A 24,840-nucleotide genomic window follows, 5' to 3' on the forward strand; every position below is an offset into this window, starting at 1 on the left:
AACCCGGTTCCCCCTCCTGCATTCATCGGCTAGGCTGGCGGCGATGACCAAAACCGCACCCCCGCCCGATATTGCCGCGTCCCAACTGGTTTCCAGATCGAACGCGGTACCCCTCTATCATCAGATATTCCTGGGCCTGCGGGATCAGATCATGCACGGCCAGTTGACCTTCGGCGCGCCGGTGCCGACCGAGTTGGAACTGGTGGCGCAGCATGGCGTGTCGCGCATCACGGCGCGGCGCGCGTTGCAGGAACTGGCCGATAGCGGTCTGGTCGAACGCAAGCGTCGCGTGGGGACGCGCGTGGTCTATCGGACGTCCGCCGTGCCGCTGGAAGCGAATGTGGATCAAGCGGTCGAATCGCTGATCGCCTTTGGCCGCAACACGCCGGTCAAGGTGATCGACATTGTCGAGGAGCCAGCGCCCCGGCAGGTCGCCGACCTGCTGGAACGGCCTGAAGGCGCGATGATGCTGCGCGGCCGTCGTATCCGTCACCTCGATCGGGAGCCGCTGGGCCTGACGACCAGTTGGGTGCCGGCCGACCTTGGCGTCAAGCTGACCAAGACCCTGTTGACCAGGCAGCCGATTCTCGACCTGATGCGGGAAGCCGGCTTCGTAGCGGGCAGCGGCCGTCAGACCATTTCGGCCCGCCATGCCGATCCGGAGACGGCGGCGATCCTCAACCTGGAACCGCGCGCGGCGCTGCTGCGCGTGGAACGTGTGATCTTCGACGCCGATAACAAGGCGATTCTCTACACGATCGCCGACTATCGGGCCGATCGTTACCGGCTGAGCCTGGATCTGCATGGCGGGGCCAAACCGCAAGTGGGATAGGTCAGGACAGGGCGGCGCTGATCGCCGCCTCGTCCAGTCCCATTTCACGCAGCAGCTCTGCACCATCGGCACCGGCCACCGGCAGGTCGCGGCGAAGCGGCAGCCGTTCTCCATCGATTTCGATCGGCAGGCCGGGCAGGCGGGTTTCCGTGCCGTTCGGCAAGGTCAGGTCGACCAGACCGCCGCCTTGGACCAGATGGGGGTCGTCGAACAGGTCGGTGGGGCGGGCAATCGGCGCAAAGGGCAGGCCGGTCGCCTCCAGTCGCGCGATCAGGTCCGCGCGCGACATGGACGCGAACAGGGCGCGCACGACGGGTAATATCTGTTCGCGCGCCTCGACGCGGGCATTATTGGCGCGCAGCGACAGGTCGTTCAGCAGGTCGTCCAGACCGAACGCCTCGCAGAAGCTGAGCCACTGGCCATCGCTGACGACGCCGACGAAGAGCTGTTCGTCGGCGTCGCGGGTCTGGAACACATCATAAATGGCCCAGGCGGAAAGGCGCTCGGGCATCGGGCGAGGCGCCGCGCCGGTGACGGCTTCCTGCGCCATATGCTGACCGACCAGAAAGGCGGTGGTTTCGAACAGGGCGCATTTGACCTCCGCCCCTTCTCCGGTGCGATGACGCCGTTCCAGCGCGGCGAGAATCGCGATGACGCCGAACATGCCGCCGGTAATATCGACGACGGACGACCCCGCACGCAGCGGGCGACCGGACGGACCGGTCATATAGGCAAGGCCGCCCATCATCTGCGTCACTTCATCCAGGGCCGTGCGCTGTTCATAGGGGCCGGTCAGGAATCCCTTGGCCGAACAATAGATCAGGCCCGGATTCTCACGACGCAGCGCTTCATAGCCTAGGCCCAGCCGCTCCAGCGTGCCGGGGCGGAAATTTTCGACCACGATGTCCGCCGATTGCGCCAGCGCGAAGGCGGCTTCGCGCCCGGCATCGCTTTTCAGGTCAAGGCAGATGCTGCGCTTGTTGCGGTTGAACATGGGGAAATAGCCCGCGCCCGACCCCAGCAGATTGCGCGTCTGGTCGCCGCCCTTGGGCTCCACCTTGATTACTTCCGCGCCCAGATCGCCCAGGATCACGCCGACCGACGGCCCCATGACCATATGCGTGAATTCAACCAGCCGGATGCCGGCAAGCGGCAATGCGTCCGCGTTCATATCTTCCCCTGCAAATCATGCGATAAACGCCTATCGACAGCCCCTCATAAATTGTTATAGAAATAATACAATAGCGCGAGGGATCGGAATGTCGGAACGCATATTGATTAGTGAAGTCGGGCCGCGGGACGGGCTGCAAAGCATCAAACCCATATTGCCGACCGACGTGAAAAAGGCCTGGATCGCGGCTGAGGCGGCAGCGGGCGTGACGGAGATCGAGGTGGGCAGCTTCGTGCCCGCCAAATTGCTGCCGCAACTGGCCGACACGGCGGAGATCACCGCCTATGCCCGCACGATTCCCGGCCTGACGGTGGCGGCGCTGGTGCCCAATGCGAAGGGGGCGGCCGCCGCGATCGCGGCCGGGGCGCACAAGATCACGCTGCCCTTGTCCGTTTCCGAAACCCACAGCCTCGCGAATCTGCGCCGCAACCATGCGCAGGTGCTGGAGGAAGCACGCCAGATCGGCGCGATGATCGCCGCGCTGCCGCCACAAGAGCGTCCGCATTTCGAAGGCAGCCTGTCGACGGTGTTCGGCTGCACGCTGGAGGGCAATATTGCCGATGGGCAGATCGGCATGCTGGCAGAGGCTTTGATGGCGTCGGGCTGCGATGAAATCGGGCTGGCCGACACGACCGGCTATGCCAATCCGGCCAGCGTCCGCCACATGGTTCGTTTCGTTCGGGGCGTCGTGGGCGATGCAGCCGTGACCGGCATCCATCTGCACAATACGCGCGGGCTGGGCCTTGCCAATGTGCTGGCCGGGCTGGAAGTCGGGCTGACCACGTTCGACAGTTCGCTTGGAGGGCTTGGCGGCTGTCCCTTCGCGCCCGGCGCCAGCGGCAATATCGTGACCGAAGATTTGGTGTTCATGCTCGAATCGCTGGGCCTGTCGACCGGGATCGACATCGACCGGCTGGTCGCCGTGCGTGATATTCTGAAAGGCGCGCTGCCGGACGAGCCGCTCTACGGTTTCGTTGCGGAGGCGGGATTGCCGTTGGGCTTCGTTCCCACGGGTGGAAGCATATCTCTGGAAAGAAAGGAAGAAATGGCGTGAGCGACATAGTGGGAACCCGGATGGTGTCCGACGGGCGCACGGCACGGCAGATTTTCGAAGAGGTGATGGCCAACCCCGCCCGCACGAAATTCGGCTTCGGCGAAAAACTCGCCATTGTGAATGTCGACTTCCAGAATGCCTATACGCGGATCGACAAATATAAGACCGCCTATGAAACCGATCCGCGCCAGATCGACTATGTGAACATCATCTCCGACCTGGCCCGTGCCAGGGGCATGCCGGTCATCTGGACCCATGTCGCCTATGTCGAGGATGCGGCGGATGCCGGCGTCTGGGGCACGCGCACGAACACGCCCGATTCGCTCCAGAACATCAAATATGGCAGCGACCGCCACGCCTTCGATGATCGCTGCCGGATCGCCCCCAGCGACATCGTCTATGACAAGCGCATGCCATCGGCCTTCTTCGAAACGCCGCTCCAGAGCCTGCTGGTCTGGCACAAGGTCGATACCGTGGTCGTGACCGGCGGCAGCACGTCGGGCTGCATTCGCGCCACTGCCGTGGATTCGCTGTCTCGCGGCTATCGCACGATCGTCCCGATCGAGACCTGCGCGGACAAGCATGAAAGCTATCATTTCGCGAACCTGACCGACCTTCAGCTGAAATATGCCGATGTCGAGCCGGTTCAGACCGTGATCGACTGGCTGGAGGCGCGCTGATGCGGGAGGGCGAAAAGGATCCGGGGCTTTACGATTTCCTGCCCTATCGGGGGCGGCCGAAGATCGCATGGCCCGATGGCAAGAAGGTCGCGGTGTGGGTGTCGCCGAACCTGGAATTTTACGAGATCGATCCGGCGCCCAATCCGCATCGCAAAAGCTGGACGAAACCGCATCCCGATGTGGTCGGCTACGCCCATCGCGACTATGCGAACCGCGTCGGTCACTGGCGCATGGCGGACGTCATGAGCAAGCATGGCTTTCCCGGTTCGGTGTCGCTGTCCGTAGCTCTGTGCCAGCATGTCCCCGAAGTGGTGGCGGACGCCAATGCGCGCGGCTGGGAATTTTTCAGCCATGGCATCTACAACACCCGCTACAGCTACGGCATGGATGAGGCGCAGGAACGCGCCATCATCGAGGATTCGATCCGCACCGTGCGCGATGCCACGGGGCAGACGATCAAGGGCTGGCTGGCCCCGGCGCTGACCCACACCACCCGCACGCTCGACCTGATCGCCGAATATGGGCTGACCTACACCTGCGACCTCTATCATGACGATCAGCCGACGCCGATCCATGTCGCGAACGGCAATCTGATCTCCATGCCCTACAGCCTGGAGGTCAACGATCATTATGGCTTCTTCGTCTACAATATGTCGCCGCGCGATTATGCCGACACGCTGATCCGCCAATATGAGCGGCTGGCGGCGGAGGGCGAGGAGTCTGGCACGGTCATGTGCATTCCGTTGCACAGCTATCTGATTGGCCAGCCGCACCGCATCGGCCCGTTCGAAGAGGTGCTGCGCCATATCGCGCAGGACGGCCGCGCCTGGATCACGCGCAGCGGCGACATTGCCGATCATTTCATCGGGCAGGGCTATGACCGGCTGCTGGCCGACGCCGCACATCAGAGCGAGGATGCACGATGAGCCTGGACCCCGCCTATCTCACCTATCCCCGCCGTGCCGAGGGGATGGACCATGACCTGTATCGCTGGTCCAATCTGTTCGACCGCGCCCCGATCGTCTGGCCCGGCGCCGCGAAGCTGGCCGTCAGCGTGGTCATCTCGCTCGAATGGTTTCCGATCACGCCATCGGACAAGCCGTTCCGCGCGCCCGGCCATATGCAGACGGCCTATCCGGACTATCGCCATTATACGTCGCGCGAATATGGCACGCGCATCGGTTGCTATCGCATGCTCGATGCGCTGGCGGCGGTTGGCGCGAAGGCCAGCGTGGCGGTCAACAGTGCGATCGCGGAACGCTATCCGGCGCTGATCCGCGACATCGTGGCCGCCGGGCATGAAATCGTCGCCCATGCGACCGACATGAATGCGACTATCGCCACCGGTCTGGCCGAGGAGGAGGAGCGGGCGATTATCCGTACCTCACTCGACATGTTGGAGAAGGCGACAGGCCAGCGTCCGGCCGGCTGGCTTTCCATCGCCCGCTCGCAAAGCTGGAACACGCCGCGCCTGCTGGCAGAGGAAGGCGTGCGCTACATGCTGGACTGGGTGAATGATGAACTGCCCTATGCGATGACCACGCCGGCCGGGGGCATCGTCAACGTGCCGCTGAACCATGAACTGTCCGATCGTCAGATCATCACGACGCAGCAGCATTCGGCCGACAACTATCGCGTGCAGATAGAGGATGCCGCCGACTGGCTTATGGCCGAGGCGCAGAGCCATGGCGGCCGCATGCTGCCGCTGCATGTCACGCCCTATATCATGGGCCTGCCCTATCGCATCGGCGCCTTTGAAACCCTGCTCAAGGGGCTGGCCGGCAGGGAAGGGCTGGCCTTCCTGTCGACGGGCGCCATCGCCGCCAGCCTCTGACCGGACAAAAGCGCTTGCGTTGCTAAATTGTATTATATTAGATACAAATAAACGGAGAAAATAATGCGTCCAGGGTATATCATCGCAGCCGCCTTGCTGGCGGTGCCTGCCGCTGCGCAGGCCCAGACCGCGCCGAACGGCAAGGTCGCCTTCGCCGCCTGCATGGCCTGTCATGGCACCAAGCCGACGGACAAGCGCATGGGGCCGACCATGGCCGGCATCGTCGGTCGCAAGGCGGGCAGCGTGGCTGGCTATGCCTATAGCCCCGCCATGGCGAAAAGCGGCATCGTCTGGAACGAGGCGAAGCTGGACGCATATATGGCCAACCCCAAGGGCGTCGTGCCCGGCACGAAGATGGCATTCGGTGGCGTGCCGCAACCGGCCAAGCGCAAGGCCATCATCGATTATCTCAAAACGCTACCGGCCAAGTGAGCCGCGCCATGGGAACGCCTGAAGCACAGGATGATGCAGCGGGCGGCACCCGCATGGATCGGCGAGGGCTGCTGCGCCTCTGTATGATGGCCGCGACAGCCTATGGATTGGGCGCGGGCGGCTATCAGTTGACGCAGGCCATGGCGCAGGAGGGGGCGTCCGCGCTCGATGCCCGCCATCGCAAGCTGGTGTCCGCCATCGCCGACACGATCCTGCCCGATACGGATACGCCGGGGGCGGTGAAGGCGGGCGTGCCCGACTTCATCGACCTGATGGTCAGCTATTGGCTCGACCCGGCGGAGCGTTCAGCCTTCCTCTCCGGGCTGGACGCTTTCGCGCAGGATACGATCCGGGCGCGCGGGACCAGCTTCGACATGCTGCTGCCCGCACAGCGCCTCGACTGGCTGAAGGCGGTGCAGACGGACGCATGGTCGAAACGGGGCAAGGGCGTTGCCCCGCCTTTCTTCCTGTGGATCAAGCGCCTGACCGTGTTCGGCTATTATACGTCGGAAACCGGCGCGACCGAGGAACTGACCTTCAACCTCGTCCCCGGCGAATATCAGCCCTGCGCCCATGTCGGCGCGGACCATGCCTTTTCGATCAACCGCAGCGGGTTCGTCTTCCCCGTCGGCAATGATCCTGCGACGCTCTGAGGCTTGCCCATGACCGATACTTCCCTGTTCGACGCGATCGTCGTCGGTTCCGGCATTTCCGGCGGCATGGCTGCCAAGGAATTGACCGAGCGTGGCCTGAAGGTGCTGCTGCTCGATCGCGGCCGCCATGTCACCCATGGCGAGGATTATGTCGGCGAAGACCGGCCGCCATGGGACTGGCGCTTCCACGGCCTTGGCGATCGGCAGGCCTATGCGAAGGACTATCCGGTCCAGAGCAAGGCGCGCGCCTTTGGCGAAGGCTCCACCCAATTCTTCGTCAATGATAGCGAACATCCCTATGAAACCGATGCGGATGCGCCCTTTTCCTGGATTCGCGGCTATCATCTGGGCGGCCGGTCGCTGACATGGGGGCGGGCGACCTTCCGCCTGTCGCCGACCAATTTCAACGAGCCGGGTCAGGACGGCCATGGCAGCGCTTGGCCGATTTCCTATGACGACATCGCGCCATGGTATTCCCATGTCGAAAAATTCATCGGCGTTACCGGCCAGCGCGACGGCCTCGACATCCTGCCCGACGGCGAATTCCTGCCGCCCATGCCGCTCAACTGCGTGGAGGAACATGCCAAGTCGGTGATCGAGGCGAAATTCCCCGGTCGCACCCTGATCCCGGAGCGGTCTGCGGTGCTGTCGCAGGAACATAACGGCCGCCCCGCCTGCCATTATTGCGGCCCCTGTTACAAGGGCTGCTCGACCGCCAGCTATTTCAGTTCGAACGGTGTCAGCCTGCCCGCAGCGGAGGCCACCGGCCGCCTTACCACCATCACCGACGCGATCGTGGCGGGCATCGACTATGATCCCGCGACGAAGCGGGTAACGGGCGTGCGCGTGATCGACGCGAAGACGAAGGAGCGACGCACCTATACGGCGCGGACCATCTTCCTCAACGCCTCGACCATCGGGTCGATCATGATCCTGCTGCAATCGCGCAGCGAGGCATTTGCCAACGGTCTGGGCAATAATAGCGATATGCTCGGCCGCTATCTGATGGACCATGCGATGGGCGCGGTGGTGACTGCGCGCATGCCCGGCTTCATGGACCAGCAGCCGATCGGCAACCGGCCGGTCGGCATCTATATTCCGCGCTATGAAAATCTGGGCGACCGGAAAAATCCGGCGTTCCAGCGCGGCTTCGGCTTTCAGGGATCGGCCTGGCGCTCGACCTGGGCGCGCGGGGCGGAGGGCACCGAACTGGGCGCCGACCTCAAACAGGCGATGCGCACGCCCGGCCCATGGCATATGATGCTGGTCGGCTTTGGCGAGGCGTTGCCCAGAGCGGACAATCGCGTGACCCTGTCATCGAAGGTCGATCAATGGGGCCTGCCGCTGCCCGATATCCGCCATCACTGGTCGGACAATGAAATGGCGATCGTGCGGGAAGCGGCGGCGCAGGCGGCGGAGATGCTCAAGGCCTGTGGCGGTGAGATCGTGCAATATGCCGACAAGCCGACACCGGGCGGCCTGGCGGTGCATGAAATGGGCGGCGCGCGGATGGGCAGCGATCCTGCGACGTCCGTAACCAATGCGCATAATCAGGTGCACGGGATCGACAATCTCTATGTCACCGATGGCGCGTGCATGACCGCCACCGGCAACGTCAATCCCTCACTCACCTATATGGCGCTGACAGCACGGGCGGCAGAACATGCTGTGAGCCAGCTGAAGGTTGAGGGAGCGTAGGAGCCTTCCGGCAAGTTGAAGATCCGTTCATTCTGAAACGGTACAGATCTTCTTCGCTATGAGCCGGTTGTTGCTCGTCCGGCGCCGTCTTGGATCAGGCCGCATGTTCCGCGATCGGACCGCTATCTTTTGTTGTTGCCCGCCCGACCACGGCGCGCCTCACTGCTGCGTCGGGCAAGTCCTTGTGCCTGCGCGGGCCCAGGCAATCGCTGCGTCGAACAACTTGCGGCCAGTATCGGTCATGCGACCAAAACTGTTGTTTTCCATGCCGATGAACACACGGCGCGCGGGGGCCAGATGATCGTGGTCCATGGTCGCTCCTGCTTCATAGCCGAACAGGGTCGCCCTGTCGGGTTCGCCCGGCCAGGTCATGATGATGTCGGCGCCCAGGCCCGGCTTGCCCCAGCCCGCCGGGGTGCGCGCCTCGGTCCAGGTGCCAAGGCCGGCCGGAACGCCCGCCGCCATCGGATGCGGCGCGCGCGCCAGCCAGAAATAATGGCCTGTCTCCAGTTCGCCAAAGTCGGTGTCGCGCCGCAACCCGGTCATCCGCAAATCGTCGAGCAGGTCATTCTCCCACGTCACCAGCGGCACGCCCATGTCGCGCCAGCGCGCGATCGCCGGACGGTTGGCGGTAAACTGGTTCGAACGAACCGTCGAAGACATGAGCACAAGATCGAAACCGCACGGCTCCGGCGCCGCGTCCAGCCCTTCGCTGACGACGACGCTATAGCCCATCTCTTCCAGTCGCGCCTTGATCGCCGGATCGGCCGATCCGCCGGGTGGATCGGCCCGCATCAGGAACAGAATACGCCCGCGACTGGCCGTCGGCGCGGCAGTCGCCGTCGCCGCCCCCATCGCGGCGATGCAAGCCAGCGCCGGCAGCATGGCGGCCAATGCCCTTCGCATGGTCAGAACCCACCGCTCAGGCCGATGAGGACGCTGCGACCTTCGCCGGGCGTGATCTGCGCGCGGGATACGGAACTGGAGATATAATAGGCATTGGTGATATTCTTGACGTTCAGCGTCACGCGCAGCTTGTCGGCCAGCTTGTACCACAGGCTGCTGTCGAAACGGGTGTAGCCGCCGATCGAGAATGTATTTTCCAGATTGCCCTGCCGGTTGCTGGCGGCAAAGATGCCGCCGCCGAGGCCGAAATGGCTGAACGGACCGGCGGTGGGTTCCAGCGTGACCCACAGGCTGCCGCTCCATTTGGGCACGCCGATCAGCCTGTTGCCCCTGGCATAGTCGGTGGAGGAGCGCACCGTCGCGTCCGTATAGGCGCCGTTGGCAATCACCTTGATGGCCGGCGTGATCGAGCCCGACATGTCGAGTTCCACACCCTGCGCACGCTGCACGCCCGCATTGATGTTGTAGCCGACATTGTTGGGGTCCTGCTGCGTGACATTTTCGCGCGTTAGTTGATAGATCGACATTGTGGAGGCCAGGCGCCCGCCGAACATTTCAGCCTTGATGCCCGCTTCATATTGCCTGCCCTTTTCGGGATCGATGGGCTTGCCATCGATGGTCGGTTCGGGCTTGGACTGGAACGAACGGGTGAAGTCGGCGAACAGCGAAACGTTCGGCACCGGCTTGAACACCACCCCGACACGCGGCGACCAGGCCTTGTCGTCGGATGCATATTCGGTCGTGCCGAAATCCGATTGCTGGGCATGGTCGTAGCGAACGCCGGCCAGCAGGTTGATCTTGTCGCCGATGTCGATCTGATCTTGGAAATAGCCCGACAGCGACTTGGCCCGCACGGTGCGGTCTGCGGCCGGAATCCAGGTGCCCGGCGTTGCGCCATAGACCGGGTCGTCGATATTGATCGCCGACAATGTCGCGCGGGCGAAGTTGCGGAACCGATAGGATTTGGTATATTCGCCGCCGAACACGATGGTGTGTTTGATCCCGCCGGTCGAGAAGCGCGCGACCATATCGGCCTGCGCGTCGTAATTATGGTTATTCTCGTGCTGCTCGACGGCAGTTCGGGTGACGGTGCGCGCGCCGGTCGTGGCGTTGATCGCCACGGCGCTGCCGTAATTGATGCCCAGCAGGTCGAGCTTGCCCTCGTCATAATGGCCGATCTGGCGAACCGTCAGCCAATCGGCCAGTTCATGCTCGATACGGTAGTTGAATTCATAGCGGCTGGATTCGGTCGTGGCCCACTGCTCGCCCAGAAAGCGGTCGCGGGGCAGGTCGACGACCAGATCGCCATCGGCATCGGGCGTGGCGACGATGCCGCGATCGGTCTGGTTCTGCTGGTGTGCAAAGGTCAGGCTGGCGATGACGCGGGTGCGTTCGGTCGGTTCCCACAATATCGATCCGGACAGGAACTGCCGGCGATAGGGCTGGAAGATGTCGCGGAAGGTGTCGCCGGTCTGGGCCGCAGCGATGACGCGGACAGCCAGCGTCTTTGCGGCGTCGACCGGACCTGTCACGTCAAGCTGGCCACGCACGAAATCGTTGCTGCCGCCCTGTACGGAAAAATTCATGCCCCGTTCGAAGTGCGGCTGTTTGGTGACGATGTTGATAAGGCCGCCCGGATCGCCGCGCCCGTATAGCACGGAGGCCGGGCCCTTTAGCACTTCGATGCGCTCGACATTGGCAAGATCGCGGTAGCTGTCGTTGGTTTCGATCGCCGGGCTGAGCATGATCGAATCGATGGCATAGTAGGAAGATCGGAAGCCGCGGATAGTGAAGCTTTCCGATCGGTTGCCCGCGTCCGTGCCGGCCTGGATGCCGCTGACGTTGCGCAGCGCGCTGGTGAGATCGAGGATCTGCTGATCGTCGATGACGTCGCGGGGCACGAACTGGATCGATTGCGGCACGTCCATGATGCTGGTGCCCGTGCGCGTGGCCGTGGTCAGTTGATCGACCTTGTAGCCCTCGCTCCGCGTGCCCAGCACGACGATTTCAGAGGAACTGACATCCTGAGGCGCCGCACCGGCCGCATCTTCGGCAAATACGGGGATGGCGTTGACCGCCAGAATGAAGGCGAGCGCAGTCGCCCCGGCCTTGCGGCGGGCATGGATATCAGACAATTTATGGTGCTCCCCGAGATTGTCCTCGTTTATGCGCCGCACATATTGCTATTGCGAGCTGATTGCAAGTTGGTGCTGCTCGGTCGGAATAGGTCTTCTTATGTCTGCTCACCCGAAAGGGGCATCGACGCGATATGGCCTTGCAGCGTCGCACATCCCCGGACCCGGACGAGGCGAACCATGGTGACGACCTTGGATTGCACGCGCGTGACGCGGGTGATTTCAAGGGCAGGCACATCCTTGCCGATCTTGAGCAACTTTCGCTCCTCGGCTGCCGGCATGATCGGCCGGATCGTTTCCTGCCCTTCGCGATAGGGGCGGGCAAGCATCAGGGCGGAAAAAAGGGACTTCCGTTCAAGGTCCAAAGCGGCGGAGGCCGGCACGGCCACGGGATCGAGCAGGCGATCCTCCAGTTCGACCGGGACGCCGTCCTTGCTGTGCAGTATGACGGCATGGAACAGCGGTGCTTGCGATCCGAAGGTCACCGCTTCATCGGTATCGGGCGTGCGGATCGCCTGACGGATGATCTGCGCCGAATGGCTGCTGCCCAGCGCTTCGATTTCGGTCACGATGTCCTGATGCGCATAATGGCTGGCATAGGGACGGGGGGGCGCGACGAAACTGCCTGCCCCACGGCGGCGGACCAGAAAGCCCCGGCTCACCAGTTCGCGCAGGGCATTGTGGACCGTCATGCGGCTGGCGTCGAATATCGCCATCAATTCCCGCTCCGCCGGGACCATGTCGCCCGGTTGCCACGTGCCGCCGCCAATGCCCTTGATGATATGATCGATGATCCGGGATCGGAGCCCTTCACTTGCAGTTGTCGGACTCCTGCTCGTCACGGCGGTGCCCCTATGCTGGCGTGGGCGAGGGCGCGGCGCTCAGCATCGCGGCATAGTCGGCCGGATCGACATTGGCGCCTGAAATGACGATCGCGACGGGGGCGTCGCTTGCCGGCACCTTGCCATGCAGCAAGGCGGCCAGCGCGACCGCACCGCCGGGCTCGGCAACCAGCTTGAGCGTATCGAACGCGTAGCGCATCGCGGCGCGGACCTCGTCATCCGTCACGGACAGGCCGCCGCTCAGCAGGGCCTTGTTGATCGGGAAGGTCAGTTCGCCGGGGCTGGGCGCCAGCAGGGCGTCGCAGATCGATCGGGCGCCGGCCGCAACGGTTTCGCGCCTCCCTGAAACGAGGGAGCGGGCGGTGTCGTCGAAGGTCGCGGGTTCGGCAGAATAGATGGCGATATCCGGCGCCACCGCCTTTACCGCAGTAGCGAGGCCGGCGATCAGCCCTCCGCCGCCGCAGCAGCAGATGATCTGGCTCAGGTCCGCACCTGCCGCTGCCGCCTGGTCGAGAATTTCAAACCCGATCGTCCCCTGTCCCGCGATGATATGCGGATCGTCGAAGGAGGGAACGAGGACAGCGCCGCGTTCCGTTGCCAGTGCAGTGGCAATTTCCTCGCGCGATTCCGTCAGCCGGTCATAGGCTATGATTTCCGCGCCCAGCGCGCGGGTGTTTTCCATTTTGATCCTGGGAGCATCGGCCGGCATCACGATGGCGGCCGGAATGCTCAGCAGGCGCGCGGCGGCGGCGACCCCCTGCGCGTGATTGCCCGAAGACCAGGCAACGACGCCAGCCGGACGATCGGCTTCGGCAACGCGGCTCAACCGGTTGTAGGCGCCGCGAAATTTGAACGATCCGGTATGTTGTGCGCCCTCGAACTTGATGAGCACGCGACGGCCCATCCGTTCGTTCAGGCGGCTATTTTCCAGCAGCGGGGTGTACACCGCCGCACCTTCGATCTGCGTGGCGGCATCCCGGATATCGTCTGCGCCGATTGCCAAAACCGTCATGCCGTCTTGCCCCCCATCATCGCTATACTGCTCGGTCAAATGTATATACATTTAATGTATAAATATCTATACAAAGTTTTGAAAGGGGAATGCATATCCATGGACGAAACAGCTGTAACCCGGATGTCTGGTCCTGCGCCCCGCATGATCGTCGCGCCCGATGTGCCTGCGCCCAAGGGGCATTATTCCCATGCCGTGCAGGCCGGCGGGCTGCTATATATATCGGGGCAATTACCGCTCGGGCCGGAAGGCATGTCGTTCGAGGCGCAGGTGCGCTCGGCCATGTCCAGCCTGCTCGCCATTCTCGCTGCGGCCGGCGGCGATCCGGCCCGTCTGGTCAAGGTCACCGCCTATATTGTCGACATCGCCAATTGGGGCGAATTCAATCGCATCTATGCGCAGATATTGGGCGACGTCAGGCCGGCGCGCGCCGTCGTGCCGGTGCCGGAACTCCATCATGGGCATCTGGTGGAGATCGAGGCGGTAGCGGCCCTGTAAGGCGGGGCGGGCAGCCTTGTCCTGTCTCGCACGGCTCGCCGATTGGACCGGAAACAGACGGAAACCGTAGCATTTCCGTCATATTCGGTGCGGAGTTGTAACATTGCCGCGCTAGGGATTCGCTCCCGAGGACATAGGTCTTTGGGGATCATATCATGAATGCCATCACACGCCTGCCCTTTCTGAGCGACGTGGACCATATCGGGGAAGACGGCACCGACGACCGCTTCCACATCCCGGAACGCGAAGGGCAGCGCCGCCGTTATCGCACCATCTGGATTTCGGACATCCACCTGGGCACGCGCGGCTGCAATGCGGCGATGCTGATCGACTTCCTCGACAATGTGGACAGCGACACCATCTATCTGGTGGGTGACATCATCGACGGCTGGCGCCTCAAGAAGCGCTTCTACTGGCCGGCCAGCCACAATGACGTCGTATGGCGTCTGATGAAGCGGGCCAAGCGCGGCACCCGCGTCGTCTACATCCCCGGCAATCATGACGAAATGTTCCGCCAGTTCACCGGCATGAGCTTTGGCGGCGTGGAAATCCGGCGCAAGGCGATCCATCAGACGGCGGACGGCCGCAAGTTGCTGGTGCTGCATGGCGACGAGTTCGACACGATCATGCTGGCGCATCGCTGGCTCGCCTTTGTCGGCGACGCGGCCTACACCACGCTGATGCGCCTCAATGTCGTGGTGAACGCCGTGCGGCAGCGGATGGGTCTGCCTTACTGGTCGCTGAGCAAGATGGCCAAGCACAAGGTCAAGAATGCCGTGTCCTTCATTTCCCGCTTCGAGGAAGTGGTGGCGCATGAGGCCGGATCGCGCGGCGTCGACGGCGTGGTCTGCGGCCATATCCACAATGCCGAAATGCGCGAGATCGAGGGCATCCAATATTATAATGACGGCGACTGGGTCGAAGGCTGCACCGCGCTGGTCGAACATGGCGACGGGCAGATGGAAGTGCTGCACTGGGCCGACGAAATCGCGAAGCGCGAGCAGGAAGAGCAGGCGGCCCGCGCGCGGATGGCGGCCTGAAGCAAGCATGATGAACGCGTGACTGAAAGGTCGTTCCAATGCGCATAGCGATCGTGACCGATGCCTGGAGCCCGCAGGTCAATGGCGTTGTGCGGACGTTGCAGACGATGCGGGCCGAACTGGAACGGATGGGCCATGTGGTCGAGGTGATCTCGCCTGATCTGTACGGGTCCATTCCCTGCCCGACCTACCCTGAAATCCGGCTGGCGCTGGTGCGATCGACGGTGGTGGGGCAGGCGATCGCCGCGATCCAACCCGATGCGGTGCATCTGGCGACCGAAGGGCCGCTGTGCCTGGCCGCGCGGCGCTGGTGCCTGCGCAGCGGCGTGCCCTTCACCACCGCCTATCACACCCATTTCCCCGACTATGTGGCGCAGCGTACCGGTCTGCCGGCCGCCTGGTTCTGGCGCTATATCCGTTGGTTCCACGGGCCGGCGCAGGCGGTACTGGTATCGACCCGCTCGGTGCGTGAGCAATTGCGCGCCCATGGCGTGCCCAATGTCCGGCCATGGGGCAGGGGGGTCGATCTGGCCGCCTTCACGCCCGACGCGCCGCCGCCCGCACTTTTCGCCGATCTGCCGCGTCCGATCATGCTCTATGTCGGCCGCGTTGCCGTGGAGAAGAATCTGGAGGGATTCTTGGCCACCGATCATCCAGGCACTAAGGTCGTTGTCGGCGATGGTCCGGCCCGCACCGCGCTGGAGCGCGCCTATCCGCAGGCGCAATTTCTGGGACCGATGTTCGGCGAAGCGCTGGCCGGCACCTATGCCGGGGCGGACGTGTTCGTCTTCCCCAGTCGCACCGACACGTTCGGACTGGTGATGATAGAGGCGCTGGCCTGCGGCACGCCGGTCGCCGCCTATCCGGTCACTGGCCCGGTCGATATCGTGACGGCGGATACCGGCGCGCTGTCGGATGATCTGGGCACGGCGATCGCGCAGGCGCTGACCTGCGATCGGGTTGCCTGCGCCGCCTATGGCAGCGGCTTCAGCTGGGAACGCAGCGCACAGGAATTCCTGTCGGGCTTGCATGCCATCGACCCCGATGTCATCGAAAGCGCCGCCTGACGCTTTTCTTGGGCGTAATTCCTTGCCGGAAGCGTCGGGATGTTCTATCTCTGATCCGTCGTGGCCGCCCTGATTGGGCGGCCCTTATCGTTTTTACGTGCGGAGAAGTCCCGTGTCCCAGCCCCTCATGCCCCACGCGACCGCCAGCTGGCTGGTCGACAACAGCGCTCTGAGCTTCGACCAGATCGCCGAATTTTGCGGGCTTCACATTCTGGAAGTGCAGGCGATTGCCGACGACACCGCCAGCATCAAATATACCGGCCGCGATCCGGTGCGCGCCCATGAAATCACCATGGACGAAATCCATAAGGGCGAAGCCAATCCCGATTATAAGCTGAAAATGCTGAAAGGTCCGGAGCCGGTCCGTCGTACCAAGGGGCCGCGCTACACCCCGGTCAGCAAGCGTCAGGACAAGCCGGACGGCATCGCCTGGATCCTGCGTAACCATCCGGAAATTTCGGATGGCGCCATCGGCAAGCTGATCGGCACCACGCGCACCACCATCGCCGCGATCCGTGATCGCACCCACTGGAACATCAGCAACATCACGCCGAAGGATCCGGTGACGCTGGGCCTTTGCTCGCAGCGCGAACTGGACGGTCTGGTGACGAAGGCCGCCAAGAAGGCCGGCATCGAAGCGCCGACCGATTCGCGTCTGGACGGCGACCGTGAGGCGCTGATCGAGGAACTGCGTCGCGAGCGTCAGGACGCCGTGCGCCGCGCCGAAGAGGCGCTGAAGACCGAGTCCGAATTTATTTCGGCTGCTGCGACCATCATCGATCCCTTCAGCAACAACAAGGGTGAGGTCTGATGCCGTAGCGTCATCGGCCGCCTGTTACAGGCGGGCCATGATGCAGCCATCAAAAGGGCCGCGCGGGGTAACCTGCGCGGCCCTTTTTGCTGTGGTTGACGCTTGCGTAAAGCAACGGCGCGCCATAGACTTCATGCCATGGAGAGCATGGAAAAAATCTGGAGAGAGCGGTACCAGCACCCGACGGTCTGGGACCAGACATTCGCCCCGATGTCGATGGGAGAGATGGTCGAGACAAGCGCAAAGGCGCATCCCGACGCTCCGATGATCGACTTCATGGGCCGGCATTTCAGCTATGGCGCGATGCTGGAACAGATACGCCACATCGCCTGCGGCTTGCAGCAGATGGGCGTGCAGAAAGGCGACCGGGTCGGCCTCTATCTGCCTAACACCCCTCATTATGTCGCGGCATATTATGGCGCGCTGATGGCCGGCGCGATCGTCGTCAACTTCTCCCCCCTCTACACCGCTGCCGAACTGGAACATCAGGTCGAGGATAGTGGGACGAAAATCCTCTTCACCCTCTCGGCCAAGGCGCTGCTGCCGACCGCGCTGGAGGTACTGGAGCATAGCACGCTAAAAACATTGGTCGTCGGGTCGGTTGCGGAGATGCTCTCGCCGGTCAAGTCGCTGCTGTTCCGCTGGTTCAAGGCGAGCGAAAGCGTGCCGCTGCCCGACGATCCGCGCATCATTCGCTACGACCGGCTGATCGCCAATGCGGGTGCCTGCACTGTGCCGGAAATCGACCCGGTCAATGACGTGGCGCTGCTGCAATATACCGGCGGCACCACCGGTACGCCCAAGGGCGCGATGCTGACGCACCAGAATCTGACCGCCAACGCTCGGCAGGCGCAATCGATCGATCCGCACCGGAATGAACCGGACCGGATCATCGCGGTGCTGCCCTTCTTCCACGTCTTCGCCAATACCTGCACCTTGAACCGCACCGTGCTGAACGGTGGCGAGATGGTGATGCTGCCGCGCTTCGACGCGGCGCAGGTGCTGGCGGCGGTGCAGCGGGTCAAGGCGACCTCGCTGCCCGGCGTACCGACCATGTTCCAGGCGCTGCTGGATCATCCCGCCATCCGCAATATCGACTTTTCCTCGCTGCGCGCCTGCATTTCCGGCGGCGCGCCGCTGGCGCTGGAACTGCGGCAGAAGTTCGAGGCGGCGACCGGCGCGAAGCTGGTGGAAGGCTATGGCCTTACCGAAACCAGCCCGATCGTCTGCACCAATCCCTATGAGGGGCTGAACAAGACCGGGACGGTGGGTCAGCCGGTGCCGGGCACGCGGGTCAAGGTGGTGGACCGCGAAGACCCGACCCGTTCGCCGCCCGAAGGCGAACCGGGCGAACTGCTCTTCGCCGGGCCGCAGATCATGAAGGGCTATTGGAACCGCCCGGACGCCGATGCCGAAGTCTTCGTTGGCGAATTTGTCCGCACCGGCGACGTCGGTCTGGTGGACGAGGACGGCTATGTGAAGATCGTCGATCGCCTCAAGGACATGATCGCGGTCGGCGGCTTCAAGGTATTCCCCAGCCAGGTGGAGTCCGTCCTCTACCATCACCCGGCGGTCAAGGAAGCGCTGGTGATCGGCGTACCCGACCATTATCGCGGCGAACAGCCCAAGGCCTTCGTCACCCTGAACGAAGGTGCGGAGATGGACGGTCCGGCCCTCAAGGGCTGGCTGAATCCGCAACTGGGCAAGCATGAGCGGGTGTGCGAGGTGGAAGTCCGCCTCAACCTGCCCAAGACGCTGGTGGGCAAGCTGTCGCGCAAGGAACTGGTGGCCGAAGAACGGGCAAAGGCGGACGCCGCGCGCGCTGAGGCTGGAACCGCGGCCTGATCCTCCCTATTTGAGCGATGGTTGGTGATGTGCCTGACGGCACATGACCCGCACCGGCCCGCTCCCCCACCCGGCCACCCATAAAATACTGGCGTTGCGTGGCCGGGTGGAGGAACGGGCCGGTGTCGCGTTCAAAACAGTTTAAGGAATCGATCATGGCGCACGACATCGCAACGCTGGCCGGGGGCTGCTTCTGGTGCACGGAGGCGGTCTATCAGAACCTCAAGGGCGTCGAGCGCGTCGAGAGCGGCTATATCGGCGGCACATTGCCCAACCCGACCTATGAACAGGTCTGCTCGGGTGCGACCGGCCATGCCGAAGCGATCCGCATCAGCTATGACCCGGCGGTCATCAGCTATGCGGACCTGCTGGACATCTTCTTCGCCACGCACAATCCCACCACCCTGAACCGCCAGGGCAATGATGTCGGCACCCAATATCGCTCCGCCATCTTCCCCCATTCGGCGGAGCAGGAAAGCGAAGCGCGTGCCGGCATGGAACGTGCGCAGGCGGACCAGAGCGATCCGATCGTCACCGCGATCGAAGCGGACGCGCCCTGGTATCCGGCGGAGGATTATCACCAGAAATATTGGGATCGGGTCGGTGACCAGAACCCCTATTGCATGGCGGTCATCCCGCCCAAGCTCGCCAAGCTGCGCAAGGGCTTCGCCGCGCGCATCGAGGGATAAGGGCAGGGGCAGCTGGTCTCGGCCAGATGCGGACGTTCCTTTTACCCTCTCCCGTCTTCGCGGAAGAGGCAACGGAGACTTGGCAGCTTGCTGCCTCCTAGTCGCGGTCGGTGAGGGTCTTTTTCGTTCTACACAGGCCTTTCCGGCCTGCAGGAAGAAAGTCTCTCACCCAACCCTCTCCCGTGAAGACGGGAGAGGGCTTAAAAACCTGACTATCCCCCAACCACCCATTTCTGTCCTACATGCCCTTATCCGTGCTAAAAAGGACATGGGTCTTTACCGTTGTCAGTCTCGCACCATGGACCTGAAATAAAATTTCCAACTCGCGCATCAAAATGCTGAAACTTGCGGGAAATGTGCGAAGTTAAGCGGCAGAAATCCTATTCCGACAGCGGCGCTTTCACCCGGTCGCCATGGCTTTTGGGCGTCGATGTGACCAATATCTCCACCGGCGCGGTGCTGCGGTTCTGGGCCTGATGCGGCACCCCCGGCGCGATCTCTATTCCTTGCCCCGCCGTCAGCCGATGCGTCTGCCCCGCCGCTTCCATCGTCAGTTCGCCCGCCAGCACATAGAAGAATTGCCGCGCCTTCTCATGATAATGCCGCACTTCGGCGGCGCCCGGCTGGATGCGCTCCTCTATCACCGACAGGTCATCGCGCTTCACCAGATGCCAGCCGTCATTCACTTCGCCCCAGGCATAATGCTCCGCGCCCGCCTTCTGGACGGGAGAGGGCAGGGGCGCACTCGCGGCGGCAGCGATCAGGATCAGGGCGTTCATGCCCTGTCCAACGAAGCGTCGCCGTCGTCCCGCCATAGCGCTGGTATCGCCGCCGCCGCATCCCTATAGCTGGTCCATGGCATCGACCCAGAAGAACAAGACATCCGCCCGCACCAAGGTTCGCCCGGCCGGCTTCCCGACCCGCGATCAGGTGATCGACTTCATCACCACTTCCGACACGCCCGCCGGCAAGCGCGAAATCGCCAAGGCATTCGGCCTGAAAGGGCAGGAAAAGATCGCGCTCAAGGCGCTGCTCAAGGATATGGCGGACGAGGGGCTGATCGACCTTGGCCCAGCCCGCGCCTTTCACAAGATGGGCGGCGTGCCCAAGGTGACGGTGCTGCGCATCGTCGATGTCGATGACACGACCCTGATCGCCACGCCGGAAAAATGGGAAGCCGAAGGCCAGCCCGCACCCCGCCTGCGCGTTATGGAGCGCGGCAAACGCGGAGCGCTCACCATCGGCGACCGCATCCTTGCCCGCACGGAAGAAGCGGGGAAGGGCTGGGTCGCCCACCCGATGAAGAAACTCGCCAAGGCCAGCGAAGAATTGCTGGGCGTGGTCGAGCAAATGGCTGACGGCAAGCTGTGGCTGCGCCCGGTCGACAAGCGCATCCGCAAGGATACGCCGATCAGCGACGTCGGCACCGCCAAGCCCGGCGATCTGGTGCTGGCCGAACCCCATGGCCGACCCCCGCGCATTTCCGCCCGCGTCACCGACATTCTCGGCGATCCCTTCGCCCCACGCAGCTTCAGCATGATCGCCATCCACAAACATGGCATCCCCCATGTCTTCCCTGACCGTACCGAGGAAGAAGCGGTCAAGGCATCCGCTTTGCCGCTGCATGAGGACAAGCGGGAGGATCTGCGCCACCTGCCGATCGTCGCGATCGACCCCGTCGACGCCCGCGACCATGACGACGCGGTCTGGGCCACGCCGGATGAGGATGAGGGCAATGTCGGCGGCTACAAGGCGATCGTCGCCATCGCCGACGTCAGCTATTATGTCCGCCCCGGCAGCGCGCTGGACAAGGAAGCCCGCAAGCGCGGCAACAGCGTCTATTTCCCCGATCAGGTCGTGCCGATGCTGCCGCACGATCTCTCGTCCGACATGTGTTCGCTCCGCGCCGGGCAGGACCGGGCGGCGATGGCCTGCCACCTCACCATCAACGCCAATGGCAAGGTGACGGCCTGGCGCTTCACCCGCGCCGTGATCCGCGTCGCGGCGGTGCTGGCCTATGAGGATGCGCAGGCGGCGATCGATGGCACGGCGCCTGATGGCACGCCCACGACGTCCCGCAAGCAGGCGGACGAATTGCTCGCCGCCGCCCTCAAGCCCCTCTGGGCTTGCTGGGCGCTGCTGCGCAAGGCGCGGGAGGCGCGCGATCCGCTGGCGCTCGACCTGCCCGAACGGCGCGTGGTGCTGGACGAATATGGCAAGATCGTCAGCGTCGCCGTGCGCGAACGGCTCGACGCCCATATGCTGATCGAGGATTATATGATCGCCGCCAATGTCGCGGCGGCCAAGGCGCTGGAGGCGAAGAAGGCGCCGGTCATGTACCGCGTCCATGAAACCCCCGGTCGCGACAAGCTGGTCGCGCTCAAGGAATATCTGGCCACCTTCGATATCGACTTCGCTTTGGGTCAGGTGATCCGCCCCGCGACCTTCAACGCCCTGATACGCAAGGTCGGGGAGTCGGAGGAGAAGGAGCAGATCATGACCCAGATCCTGCGCAGCCAGACCCAGGCCTATTATGCGCCGCAGAATATGGGCCATTTCGGGCTGGCGCTGGGCAGCTACGCCCATTTCACCTCGCCCATTCGCCGCTATGCGGACCTTCTGGTGCATCGCGCGCTGGTCGGGGCCTATAGCCTCGACCTGCCTGCACCCAAGGACAAGGCGATCCCGGACCGCTCCTCGCTCAGCCAGGATGATTATGAGAATATGGGGCTGGTCGGCGAGATGATCTCTGGCCATGAGCGCCGCGCGATGGAGGCGGAGCGCGAGACGATCGACCGCTATGTCGCCGCCTTCCTGTCCGCCCATGTCGGCGAAATCGTGCAGGCCCGCATTACCGGGGTCCAGAATTTCGGCTTCTTCGCCACGGTCGAAGGGTTGGGCGGCGATGGCCTCGTCCCGGTGTCGACCATGGGCGCCGAACATTTCTTCTATGACGAAGCCGGGAAGGCGTTGCAGGGCGCGGACAGCGGCGATCGCTACACGGTCGGCCAGCGGCTCGAACTGCGTCTGGCGGAGGCGGACCCGATCAACGGCTCGCTACGCTTCGAACTGCCCGACAATCCCGCCCCGCGCGGTGGGCCGATGAAGCGGGACCGTACCCGTCCCGGCGTCGTCCATCGCGGTCGCCCGAAGAACATCCGGCATATCGGGTCGAAGCGCGGCAAGCATAAACGCTGAACTCGTCATTGCGAGCGTAGCGAAGCAATCCACGTAGCGCCGGTGGATTGCTTCGCTACGCTCGCAATGACGGAAATTAACTCAGCCGGTCGATCGCCTCGCTGTCCAGCCCGCCCGGAATGATCATCAGCGGGCAGGGCAATTTGCCCGCATCGGCGCCGGCAAAGTGAGACACTAGTTTGCCGGGATTGCCGCTAGCCGCCGCCCCTAGAACCAATGCTGCGACATCGTCCATTTCCTCCAGCGTACCGCGCACCACGGCGACGGCCTCACCCTGACGCACGGTGATGCTGGGGCGAATGCCGGATTCATCGGTCAGCGTGCCCGCTGCGCTGGTCACCAATGCCTCGGCCCGTTGCAGCGCCTCGTCCTCCATCGTCGCCTGCACGCCGCCCCACTGGACAAATTCGGCCGGCGGAATGAGGGCGAGGATGCGGACGGCGCCCCCGGTCTTGGCAGCGCGGCGCGCAGCGAAGCGCAGCGCGGTTTCGGCTTCCGGCGATTCGTCCACGACGACCAGATATGTCCGCACTTCTTATCGCTCCCGCATGCTATTTATGGCCCAATGTTTCTACAAAAGGTGCCATCTAACCATAGCGGTAAAATGTGAGCCATAAAAGCGGGTCTGGCAAGCCGTCGCTTGACCAAAGCGGCGAATGGGTGAAAACACGGCCACAACGACCAAAGCCGTAAAGCCAAGAAGAGGCCCGAAAGCATGAGCAAGACGATCCAGATGCCCGCTTTGTCCCCGACTATGGAGGAAGGGACGCTGGCCAAATGGCTGGTCAAGGAAGGCGATACTGTGTCGTCCGGTGACCTGCTCGCCGAAATCGAGACCGATAAGGCGACGATGGAATTTGAGGCCGTGGATGAAGGCGTGATCGCCAAGATCCTGGTGTCCGAAGGCAGCGAAGGCGTGAAGGTCGGCACCGTCATCGCCATCATCGCCGAAGAAGGCGAAGATGTTGCCGCTGCTGCTGCCGGCGGTGGTGCTGCCCCGGCTCCCAAGGCCGACCCGGTTCCCGAAAAGCCCGAAGCCGCTGCCCCGGCGCCCAAAGCCGACGCCGTGCCGGCCAAGGCTGCCGCTACCCCCGCCGTGTCCTCGGGCGATCGCATCAAGGCCAGCCCGCTGGCCCGCCGCCTTGCCGAAGCCAAGGGCATCGATCTGGCCAGCGTCGCTGGTTCGGGCACCAACGGCCGCATCGTGAAGGCCGACATTGAAGGTGCCAAGCCCGGCGCCGCTGCCGCCGCTCCGGCTGCTGCTGCGCCCGCCGCCACTGCCCCGGCTGCTGCCGCGCCTGCACCGGTCGCCGCCGCCGCGCAGGATTTCGGTATTCCGCACGATGTCGTCAAGCTCAGCGGCATGCGCAAGACGATCGCGCGCCGCCTGACCGAGTCCAAGCAGCAGGTGCCGCACATCTATCTCACCGTCGACATTCAGCTCGACAAGCTGCTCAAGCTGCGCGGCGAACTCAATGCGGGCCTCGAAAGCCGCAAGGTGAAGCTGTCGGTCAACGATCTGCTGATCAAGGCGCTGGGCGTCGCGCTGGAGCAGGTGCCCGAGTGCAACGTGCAGTTCGCCGGCGATCAGATGCTGCAATTCAAGCGCGCCGACATCAGCGTCGCCGTGTCGATCCCCGGTGGCCTGATAACCCCGATCGTCACCGACGCCGCCGGCAAGGGCGTGGCCTCCATCTCGACCGCGATGAAGGATCTCGCCACCCGCGCCAAGGACGGCAAGCTCAAGCCCGAGGAATATCAGGGCGGCACCGCCTCGCTGTCCAACATGGGCATGTTCGGCATCAAGCAGTTCGAAGCCGTCATCAATCCGCCCCAGGCCATGATCATGGCGATCGGCGCGGGTGAGAAGCGCCCCTATATTGTCGATGACTCGGTCCAGATCGCGACTGTCATGTCGGCCACCGGCAGCTTCGATCACCGCGCGATCGACGGCGCCGATGGCGCCCGTCTGATGCAGGCGTTCAAGCAACTGATCGAAAACCCGATGGGCCTGCTCGCCTGATGGCCTATGTCGACGAAACCCCGCCGGATTTCAGTCCGGCGGTGCGGGTCATCGCCATGCCGACCGATACCAATCCCTATGGGGATATTTTCGGCGGCTGGCTGATGAGCGTGATGGACTCGGCAGCGGGCTCCGTCGCCGCCCGGCACAGCCATGGCCGCGCCGTGACCATCGCGGTGGAAGGGATGACCTTCCTGCGTCCGGTCGTCGTCGGCGACGAGGTTTCGGTTTTTGCAACGCTCAAATCCGTCGGGCGCACGTCGATGAAAATCTATGTAGAAGCGTGGCGCCGCGCCCGGCATGACGACCGTTCCTATCGCGTCACCCACGCGACCTTCAGCTTCGTGGCGATCGGTGAAGATCGCCAGCCCCGTTCCGTTCCGCCCATGCCGACCGAAACCGGCGCGGCGAAGTAAGAAT

General features: G+C 63.6%; 24 protein-coding genes. 17 read left to right on the top strand and 7 right to left on the bottom strand.

The genetic code is table 11. From position 1 onward, the window contains the following. Positions 1 to 43 precede the first annotated feature (43 nt). Positions 44 to 832, top strand: a complete 789-nt coding sequence (locus tag ACNHGR_RS03155; RefSeq protein WP_184264407.1) for a GntR family transcriptional regulator — start codon at positions 44 to 46, stop codon at positions 830 to 832. 1 nt (position 833) lies between these two features. Here the strand turns inward: ACNHGR_RS03155 and ACNHGR_RS03160 are convergent, their stop codons facing one another. Next, positions 834 to 2,003: a CaiB/BaiF CoA transferase family protein gene (locus ACNHGR_RS03160; RefSeq protein ID WP_475284088.1), complete on the bottom strand. Its 1,170-nt coding sequence runs from the start codon at positions 2,001 to 2,003 to the stop codon at positions 834 to 836. 88 nt (positions 2,004 to 2,091) lie between these two features. Here ACNHGR_RS03160 and ACNHGR_RS03165 point away from each other — a divergent pair, with 88 nt between their 5' ends. The 7 genes from ACNHGR_RS03165 to ACNHGR_RS03195 all read left to right on the top strand — a co-directional run bounded on the left by ACNHGR_RS03165 (position 2,092) and on the right by ACNHGR_RS03195 (position 8,354). Continuing rightward, positions 2,092 to 3,057: a hydroxymethylglutaryl-CoA lyase gene (locus ACNHGR_RS03165; protein ID WP_475284089.1), complete on the top strand. Its 966-nt coding sequence runs from the start codon at positions 2,092 to 2,094 to the stop codon at positions 3,055 to 3,057. Between the two features lie 20 nt (positions 3,058 to 3,077). Then, on the top strand, positions 3,078 to 3,737 hold the full coding sequence (locus ACNHGR_RS03170) for an isochorismatase family protein (RefSeq protein WP_475288309.1): 660 nt from the start codon (positions 3,078 to 3,080) through the stop codon (positions 3,735 to 3,737). Beyond that, a complete protein-coding gene (locus ACNHGR_RS03175) occupies positions 3,737 to 4,663 on the top strand; it encodes a polysaccharide deacetylase family protein (RefSeq protein WP_475284090.1) in 927 nt (308 codons plus the stop codon). The genes ACNHGR_RS03170 and ACNHGR_RS03175 overlap by 1 nt, the downstream gene beginning before the upstream one ends. Continuing rightward, positions 4,660 to 5,571, top strand: a complete 912-nt coding sequence (locus ACNHGR_RS03180; protein WP_475284091.1) for a polysaccharide deacetylase family protein — start codon at positions 4,660 to 4,662, stop codon at positions 5,569 to 5,571. The genes ACNHGR_RS03175 and ACNHGR_RS03180 overlap by 4 nt, the downstream gene beginning before the upstream one ends. Positions 5,572 to 5,634: 63 nt before the next feature. Beyond that, positions 5,635 to 6,003, top strand: coding sequence for a c-type cytochrome (locus ACNHGR_RS03185; RefSeq protein ID WP_184264417.1), 369 nt, complete (start codon positions 5,635 to 5,637; stop codon positions 6,001 to 6,003). 8 nt (positions 6,004 to 6,011) lie between these two features. After that, entirely contained in the window at positions 6,012 to 6,656 is a 645-nt protein-coding gene (locus ACNHGR_RS03190; protein ID WP_475284092.1) for a gluconate 2-dehydrogenase subunit 3 family protein, read from the top strand. A gap of 9 nt (positions 6,657 to 6,665) precedes the next feature. Next, positions 6,666 to 8,354 carry a GMC oxidoreductase gene (locus ACNHGR_RS03195; protein ID WP_475284093.1) on the top strand — a complete coding sequence of 563 codons (1,689 nt, stop codon included), beginning with the start codon at positions 6,666 to 6,668 and terminating at the stop codon, positions 8,352 to 8,354. A 159-nt stretch (positions 8,355 to 8,513) separates the two neighbouring features. Here ACNHGR_RS03195 and ACNHGR_RS03200 read toward each other — a convergent pair whose 3' ends face one another. From ACNHGR_RS03200 to ACNHGR_RS03215, 4 genes are all read right to left on the bottom strand, one after another. After that, positions 8,514 to 9,260 (bottom strand): hypothetical protein, encoded by a 747-nt coding sequence (locus tag ACNHGR_RS03200; RefSeq protein ID WP_475284094.1) that lies wholly within the window; start codon positions 9,258 to 9,260, stop codon positions 8,514 to 8,516. A gap of 2 nt (positions 9,261 to 9,262) precedes the next feature. Continuing rightward, positions 9,263 to 11,395, bottom strand: a complete 2,133-nt coding sequence (locus ACNHGR_RS03205) for a TonB-dependent siderophore receptor (RefSeq protein WP_475284095.1) — start codon at positions 11,393 to 11,395, stop codon at positions 9,263 to 9,265. 98 nt (positions 11,396 to 11,493) lie between these two features. Then, positions 11,494 to 12,237, bottom strand: coding sequence for a UTRA domain-containing protein (locus tag ACNHGR_RS03210; protein WP_475284096.1), 744 nt, complete (start codon positions 12,235 to 12,237; stop codon positions 11,494 to 11,496). 10 nt (positions 12,238 to 12,247) lie between these two features. Beyond that, positions 12,248 to 13,249, bottom strand: coding sequence for a threonine ammonia-lyase (locus ACNHGR_RS03215; RefSeq protein WP_475284097.1), 1,002 nt, complete (start codon positions 13,247 to 13,249; stop codon positions 12,248 to 12,250). 99 nt (positions 13,250 to 13,348) lie between these two features. On the opposite strand from ACNHGR_RS03215, the gene ACNHGR_RS03220 reads away from it, so the two are divergent. From ACNHGR_RS03220 to msrA, 6 genes are all read left to right on the top strand, one after another. After that, positions 13,349 to 13,747 (top strand): RidA family protein, encoded by a 399-nt coding sequence (locus tag ACNHGR_RS03220; RefSeq protein ID WP_475284098.1) that lies wholly within the window; start codon positions 13,349 to 13,351, stop codon positions 13,745 to 13,747. Between the two features lie 155 nt (positions 13,748 to 13,902). After that, the gene (locus ACNHGR_RS03225) at positions 13,903 to 14,787 is read left to right on the top strand and encodes a UDP-2,3-diacylglucosamine diphosphatase (protein ID WP_184264431.1); all 885 of its coding nucleotides are present in this window, start codon (positions 13,903 to 13,905) and stop codon (positions 14,785 to 14,787) included. Positions 14,788 to 14,825: 38 nt separating this feature from the next. Continuing rightward, positions 14,826 to 15,854 carry a glycosyltransferase family 4 protein gene (locus ACNHGR_RS03230; RefSeq protein ID WP_475284099.1) on the top strand — a complete coding sequence of 343 codons (1,029 nt, stop codon included), beginning with the start codon at positions 14,826 to 14,828 and terminating at the stop codon, positions 15,852 to 15,854. A gap of 127 nt (positions 15,855 to 15,981) precedes the next feature. Beyond that, on the top strand, positions 15,982 to 16,665 hold the full coding sequence (locus ACNHGR_RS03235) for a DUF1013 domain-containing protein (protein ID WP_184271686.1): 684 nt from the start codon (positions 15,982 to 15,984) through the stop codon (positions 16,663 to 16,665). A 138-nt stretch (positions 16,666 to 16,803) separates the two neighbouring features. Then, on the top strand, positions 16,804 to 18,510 hold the full coding sequence (locus tag ACNHGR_RS03240; RefSeq protein ID WP_475284100.1) for a long-chain-fatty-acid--CoA ligase: 1,707 nt from the start codon (positions 16,804 to 16,806) through the stop codon (positions 18,508 to 18,510). 155 nt (positions 18,511 to 18,665) lie between these two features. Then, a complete protein-coding gene (gene msrA, locus ACNHGR_RS03245) occupies positions 18,666 to 19,199 on the top strand; it encodes a peptide-methionine (S)-S-oxide reductase MsrA (RefSeq protein ID WP_475284101.1) in 534 nt (177 codons plus the stop codon). Positions 19,200 to 19,579: 380 nt separating this feature from the next. Here the strand turns inward: msrA and ACNHGR_RS03250 are convergent, their stop codons facing one another. Beyond that, entirely contained in the window at positions 19,580 to 19,978 is a 399-nt protein-coding gene (locus ACNHGR_RS03250; RefSeq protein WP_475284102.1) for a cupin domain-containing protein, read from the bottom strand. 76 nt (positions 19,979 to 20,054) lie between these two features. Here ACNHGR_RS03250 and rnr point away from each other — a divergent pair, with 76 nt between their 5' ends. Further along, the gene (rnr, locus tag ACNHGR_RS03255; protein ID WP_475288310.1) at positions 20,055 to 22,397 is read left to right on the top strand and encodes a ribonuclease R; all 2,343 of its coding nucleotides are present in this window, start codon (positions 20,055 to 20,057) and stop codon (positions 22,395 to 22,397) included. A gap of 76 nt (positions 22,398 to 22,473) precedes the next feature. On the opposite strand, the gene ACNHGR_RS03260 is transcribed toward rnr, so the two are convergent. Then, a complete protein-coding gene (locus ACNHGR_RS03260; protein ID WP_184264439.1) occupies positions 22,474 to 22,929 on the bottom strand; it encodes a universal stress protein in 456 nt (151 codons plus the stop codon). Between the two features lie 183 nt (positions 22,930 to 23,112). Here ACNHGR_RS03260 and ACNHGR_RS03265 point away from each other — a divergent pair, with 183 nt between their 5' ends. Both ACNHGR_RS03265 and ACNHGR_RS03270 read left to right on the top strand, forming a co-directional pair. Continuing rightward, positions 23,113 to 24,420 carry a pyruvate dehydrogenase complex dihydrolipoamide acetyltransferase gene (locus ACNHGR_RS03265; protein ID WP_475284103.1) on the top strand — a complete coding sequence of 436 codons (1,308 nt, stop codon included), beginning with the start codon at positions 23,113 to 23,115 and terminating at the stop codon, positions 24,418 to 24,420. Next, on the top strand, positions 24,420 to 24,836 hold the full coding sequence (locus tag ACNHGR_RS03270) for an acyl-CoA thioesterase (RefSeq protein WP_184264443.1): 417 nt from the start codon (positions 24,420 to 24,422) through the stop codon (positions 24,834 to 24,836). The genes ACNHGR_RS03265 and ACNHGR_RS03270 overlap by 1 nt, the downstream gene beginning before the upstream one ends. Positions 24,837 to 24,840: the final 4 nt, after the last annotated feature.

The sequence above is a fragment of the Sphingobium sp. RS1 genome (genome assembly GCF_056156825.1).

Excerpts from the sequence above, each read along its gene's own strand:
- ACNHGR_RS03155 (WP_184264407.1), top strand. The coding sequence starts at position 44 with ATGACCAAAACCGCACCCCCGCCCGATATTGCCGCGTCCCAACTGGTT.
- ACNHGR_RS03265 (WP_475284103.1), top strand. The coding sequence starts at position 23,113 with ATGAGCAAGACGATCCAGATGCCCGCTTTGTCCCCGACTATGGAGGAA.
- ACNHGR_RS03170 (WP_475288309.1), top strand. The coding sequence starts at position 3,078 with ATGGTGTCCGACGGGCGCACGGCACGGCAGATTTTCGAAGAGGTGATG.
- ACNHGR_RS03160 (WP_475284088.1), bottom strand. The coding sequence starts at position 2,003 with ATGAACGCGGACGCATTGCCGCTTGCCGGCATCCGGCTGGTTGAATTC.
- ACNHGR_RS03235 (WP_184271686.1), top strand. The coding sequence starts at position 15,982 with ATGCCCCACGCGACCGCCAGCTGGCTGGTCGACAACAGCGCTCTGAGC.
- rnr (WP_475288310.1), top strand. The coding sequence starts at position 20,055 with ATGGCATCGACCCAGAAGAACAAGACATCCGCCCGCACCAAGGTTCGC.
- ACNHGR_RS03250 (WP_475284102.1), bottom strand. The coding sequence starts at position 19,978 with ATGAACGCCCTGATCCTGATCGCTGCCGCCGCGAGTGCGCCCCTGCCC.
- ACNHGR_RS03175 (WP_475284090.1), top strand. The coding sequence starts at position 3,737 with ATGCGGGAGGGCGAAAAGGATCCGGGGCTTTACGATTTCCTGCCCTAT.
- ACNHGR_RS03220 (WP_475284098.1), top strand. The coding sequence starts at position 13,349 with ATGGACGAAACAGCTGTAACCCGGATGTCTGGTCCTGCGCCCCGCATG.
- ACNHGR_RS03200 (WP_475284094.1), bottom strand. The coding sequence starts at position 9,260 with ATGCGAAGGGCATTGGCCGCCATGCTGCCGGCGCTGGCTTGCATCGCC.
- ACNHGR_RS03230 (WP_475284099.1), top strand. The coding sequence starts at position 14,826 with ATGCGCATAGCGATCGTGACCGATGCCTGGAGCCCGCAGGTCAATGGC.
- ACNHGR_RS03225 (WP_184264431.1), top strand. The coding sequence starts at position 13,903 with ATGAATGCCATCACACGCCTGCCCTTTCTGAGCGACGTGGACCATATC.
- ACNHGR_RS03190 (WP_475284092.1), top strand. The coding sequence starts at position 6,012 with ATGGGAACGCCTGAAGCACAGGATGATGCAGCGGGCGGCACCCGCATG.
- ACNHGR_RS03185 (WP_184264417.1), top strand. The coding sequence starts at position 5,635 with ATGCGTCCAGGGTATATCATCGCAGCCGCCTTGCTGGCGGTGCCTGCC.
- ACNHGR_RS03195 (WP_475284093.1), top strand. The coding sequence starts at position 6,666 with ATGACCGATACTTCCCTGTTCGACGCGATCGTCGTCGGTTCCGGCATT.
- ACNHGR_RS03270 (WP_184264443.1), top strand. The coding sequence starts at position 24,420 with ATGGCCTATGTCGACGAAACCCCGCCGGATTTCAGTCCGGCGGTGCGG.
- ACNHGR_RS03215 (WP_475284097.1), bottom strand. The coding sequence starts at position 13,249 with ATGACGGTTTTGGCAATCGGCGCAGACGATATCCGGGATGCCGCCACG.
- msrA (WP_475284101.1), top strand. The coding sequence starts at position 18,666 with ATGGCGCACGACATCGCAACGCTGGCCGGGGGCTGCTTCTGGTGCACG.
- ACNHGR_RS03165 (WP_475284089.1), top strand. The coding sequence starts at position 2,092 with ATGTCGGAACGCATATTGATTAGTGAAGTCGGGCCGCGGGACGGGCTG.
- ACNHGR_RS03240 (WP_475284100.1), top strand. The coding sequence starts at position 16,804 with ATGGAGAGCATGGAAAAAATCTGGAGAGAGCGGTACCAGCACCCGACG.
- ACNHGR_RS03180 (WP_475284091.1), top strand. The coding sequence starts at position 4,660 with ATGAGCCTGGACCCCGCCTATCTCACCTATCCCCGCCGTGCCGAGGGG.